The organism is Flavobacteriales bacterium, assembly GCA_013001705.1.
Lineage (GTDB): Bacteria > Bacteroidota > Bacteroidia > Flavobacteriales_D > JABDKJ01 > JABDLZ01.
Map to the genome: position 1 here is coordinate 1 of JABDLZ010000020.1, position 4,071 is coordinate 4,071.

The 4,071-nt window shown below is 51.5% G+C and carries 5 protein-coding genes; all 5 read left to right on the forward strand.

Annotated elements, in window-relative coordinates; all coding sequences use genetic code 11:
* The coding region (locus tag HKN79_00540; protein ID NNC82039.1) for a hypothetical protein at positions 1–323 on the forward strand (323 nt) is incomplete at its 5' end.
* Complete coding sequence (locus tag HKN79_00545) at positions 320–1,390, forward strand: VWA domain-containing protein (GenBank protein NNC82040.1); 1,071 nt, start codon at positions 320–322, stop codon at positions 1,388–1,390. The genes HKN79_00540 and HKN79_00545, both read left to right, overlap by 4 nt.
* Positions 1,387–2,532: a VWA domain-containing protein gene (locus tag HKN79_00550; protein NNC82041.1), complete on the forward strand. Its 1,146-nt coding sequence runs from the start codon at positions 1,387–1,389 to the stop codon at positions 2,530–2,532. Before HKN79_00545 ends, HKN79_00550 begins: the two co-directional genes overlap by 4 nt.
* Positions 2,533–2,537: 5 nt before the next feature.
* Entirely contained in the window at positions 2,538–3,365 is an 828-nt protein-coding gene (locus HKN79_00555; protein NNC82042.1) for a tetratricopeptide repeat protein, read from the forward strand.
* A gap of 1 nt (position 3,366) precedes the next feature.
* Positions 3,367–4,071 (forward strand): hypothetical protein (locus HKN79_00560; GenBank protein NNC82043.1); only part of this gene is annotated, 705 nt, incomplete at its 3' end.

The window sequence follows — 4,071 nt, forward strand, 5'->3', positions numbered from 1 at the left end:
ACTACAGCGAGCTTACTGATACCTTGAGAGCGTACTTGGAAGGTCGCTATGGAGTGCCTGCATTGGAGCAGACCAGCAAGGAGATCATGCAAGACATCCGTTATAAGGGACTCTCGTCTGAAGATCAAGATTATCTACAATCCTTGCTGTTCACATCGGACATGGTCAAGTTCGCCAAGGAGAATCCCTCCTCGAGCGTGGCTGTCGATCATTTGGAACGTGCCTTCCGATTTATAGAGCGTACCAGACCAGTAGCAGAACAGCATGCGGAGCAGGAAGACAGCAACACGGTGGCATCCCATAACATGACCAGCGAGACATGAACAGGATCTGGGCGATCATAGGAGTGTTATTGGGTGTACTAGCATCCTTGGGCGCTTGGCTCTTATTGAGCTCCCGCTATGAATTTGCCGACCCGCAGTTCTTCTGGTTGCTCCTTTCCATCCCATTCATCGGCTTGATCTATATCGGCACTCTTGAAAGGGTATACAGCCAAGTTCACCTGAGTACCTTGGACCAATTCACCATGAAGGGGCTGCCTTTCAAGGCATGGTTCCGTCATATCCTCTTCGGAATGAAACTGCTGGGAATCGCCTTGCTCATCATCGCGCTGGCCCGGCCGCAGGACAATAAGAGCTGGGAGAATAGAACGGCAGAAGGAATCGACATCATCATCGCTTTGGATGTTTCTACCTCCATGCTTGCCCAAGACTTCAAGCCCAACCGCATAGAAGCCTCCAAGGAAGTAGCCATGGACTTCATCCGATCGCGACCGGATGACCGAATAGGATTGGTCATCTACGAAGGAGAGAGCTTTACCCAAGTACCTTTGACCACCGATCATACCGTATTACAGCGCATGTTCTCCGAAGTGCGCACCGGCCGACTGGAAGGGGGAACTGCTATCGGAATGGGGCTCGCCACAGCAGTAAGTCGACTGAAGGATAGCGATGCGAAGAGCAAGGTGGTCATTTTGCTTTCTGACGGAGAGAATACGGCTGGTGCCATCCACCCGACCGATGCAGCCAAGATCGCGCAGCAATTCGGAGTACGGACCTATACCATCGGGGTGGGATCTTCGGGTACCGCTCGCGCCCCGGTGGCCATCGATCGTAACGGTAGATATATCTATGACCGGGTACAGGTCAAGATCGATGAAGAAAGTCTGAAGCAGATCGCAGAGGAGACCGGAGGGCAGTATTTCCGAGCTACGAACAGGAGCAAATTGGAGGCGATCTATCAGGAGATCGACCGCTTGGAAAAGACGCGTATCAATGTGACCGAATACAGTAAGAAGACCGAGAAGTTCTTCCCTATCGCCTTGAGCGGCTTGGGTTGGATCCTACTCTATCACCTCTTCTTCACTGTATTCTTCCGGGTTATAGAATGAAAGGAAAAGGCACATATCGACTGCGTACCGCGCTCATCTGGGTGCTCATCAATGAAGTGCTATTCTTCGCTACACTGGCCGTGCTGTTCCTCTGGCTGATCCCATCCATCCCTAATTTCAATATTCAGCGGATGGATTGGCTGCCCTATCTGATCGGGTCATCCATCCTTGCACCTCTGTTCCTTTGGTCACTGAGACGTAGGTCCAGAGGTCTAGAACGCTTCCGCGATCACCATCTCGGAGCACAGGTGGCGCCCAACATCAGTACAGCGCGACATATCATCCACTTCATTCTCTGGCGTTGGGCAATCGCCTTTATCCTACTCGCAGTGATGAATCCCCGATTTGGGAAGAAGGAGGTGGAGGTACGTTACTCGGGTGTGGATATCATCATCTGCTTGGACGTTTCCAATTCCATGCTGGCCGATGACATCACACCTTCCCGACTGGTCAAGGCCAAGCGTGCCATCTCCCAATTGCTCAAAGAATTACATGGCGACCGTGTAGGATTGATAGTATTTGCTGGGGATGCTTATGTCCAGCTTCCCATCACCACCGACTATTCCGCGGCAGAGATGTTCTTGAAAGGGATCAACACAGAGATGGTACCTACCCAAGGGACGGCCATAGGGACGGCCATCGACTTGGCCACTGAGAGTTTCTCAGAGGATACCGAAGGCAGTCGATCGATCATCGTGATCACCGATGGGGAGAATCACCAGGACGATGCCATGGAGGCCGCAGGTAGGGCCAAGGAGCAAGGGATCACTGTACATACCATAGGAATGGGCTCTCCCGAAGGTGCTCCAATACCCGTACGTCAAGGGCGAAGGGTCATCGGTTATAAGAAGGATAAGAGCGGAGAAACGGTGATCAGCAAATTAGATGAGAACATGCTCATCCAGGTAGCTTCGGCAGGTAACGGAGTTTTTGTCAGGGCGAGCAACGCTGGCACAGGACTTGGTGCCATCCTGGACGAGATCGAATCCATGGATGACAACGAATTCGGCACCGAGCAGTATGCGGATTTCGAGGATAGATTCCAGATCTTCCTCCTATTGGCCGCCTTTCTTCTCGTGATTGAAAGTCTGCTGCCTTTCAAGCGCAGCAGATGGTTTCATCGGATGGATATTTTTGATTGATACGCATGAACAACGGCATGGCATATATCACTGGGATTCGGGTACTGGCCTTCATGGTCTGTGTGCTTCTCTCACTATCACAGGCTTCAGCGCAGAAGGAAAAAAGCCTCTTGCGCAAAGGCAATGATGCCTATGAAGAAGAAAGCTATGATGAGGCCATGGACCTCTATCAACAGGCCCTGGAAGTGGATGGCAGTTATGGGAAAGCGACCTATAATCTCGGAAGTGCCCATTACAGGAAAGGTGATCTAGGAGAAGCCAGTAAACACTTTGAGATGGCCGCAGCCGATGCTATCGAGAAAGAGGATAAAGCACGTGCCTTCCATAATGTGGGCAACTCTTTTCTGAATGCAGCGCGCTATCTGATGGAAAATCCTCCTGCTGAGAGTGACAGTGTGCAAGCACCCGATCCCCAGCAATTGGTCCGTGCGAGTATTGAAGCTTATAAGAAATCATTGCGTGCCGTTCCGACCGATGAGGAGACCCGATATAATCTGGCCTACGCACAAAAGCTTCTCAAGGATGAAGCCGGTGGCGGTGGTGGTCAGGACCAAGAGCAGGAGCAGGACCAAGAGCAAGAGCAGAATGAGGACGGTGAACAGGAACAAGATGATGAAGGGGATTCAGAAAAGGAGCAGGAACAACAGCCTGATCAAGGGGATGAAGGTGAGCAGGAATCCGATCAAGAACAGCCTGAGCCTTCTAACGAGATGAGCAAGGAAGAAGCTGAGCAATTGCTTGAAGCACTCGATCAGAACGAAAAGGACCTGCAGGAGAAACTAGGTAAGGAACGCATCAAAGGTGAACCCATCAAAATAGAGAAGGACTGGTGAAATGAGAGCTTTCATAAGCATATGTATGATAGTGGGGCTGAGCTTAGGAGCTTGGAGCCAAAGCCCTTCATTGACTATGACGGTCAATAAGAATCCGGTTCCCATAGGCGAGCGTTTCAAACTCACTATCACCTTGAAAGGTACACAGGGGAATATCGTCCCTCCTGATTTCTCCGACTTCACCATCTATGCCGGACCCAGCCGGTCGACATCCACCCAATGGGTCAACGGAGTGGTCAGTATGGAGGTATCCCATTCCTATTTCCTTGTCCCTGAGAAATTGGGCAAGTTCACCATTCAGAGCGCATCTGCCCAGACCGAAACGGGAACACTGAAGTCCAGTTCCCTAGACATCGAGGTGGTGAAGAATGACGCAGCTGCTCAGAATAACTCCTCTCCCGCTACCTCGAACCGGGTGCAAGGCGGTGGTGGAAGTACCGGAGACTGCATGGTACGCATGTTCGCCAATAAGACCGAAGTGGTCGTGGGTGAGCCCTTGGTAGTCACCTACATGCTCTACAACCGATATCCGCGATTCGACTTGGAACAGCACGAACAACTTCCTCAACACAGCGGCTTCTGGAAGGATGACAAATTGGTAGAGAGCCCGCAATGGGCACAGGAATTCGAGCGCATAGATGGTAAGGACTACCGCAAGGCCCATCTGGCCACTCAGGTACTCATCCCACAGCGGGCAGGTGAATTG

What these genes read in the sequence shown, in the direction of transcription:
- HKN79_00555 (NNC82042.1), top strand. Translation starts at nt 2,538, where the DNA reads ATGAACAACGGCATGGCATATATCACTGGGATTCGGGTACTGGCCTTC.
- HKN79_00550 (NNC82041.1), top strand. Translation starts at nt 1,387, where the DNA reads ATGAAAGGAAAAGGCACATATCGACTGCGTACCGCGCTCATCTGGGTG.
- HKN79_00545 (NNC82040.1), top strand. Translation starts at nt 320, where the DNA reads ATGAACAGGATCTGGGCGATCATAGGAGTGTTATTGGGTGTACTAGCA.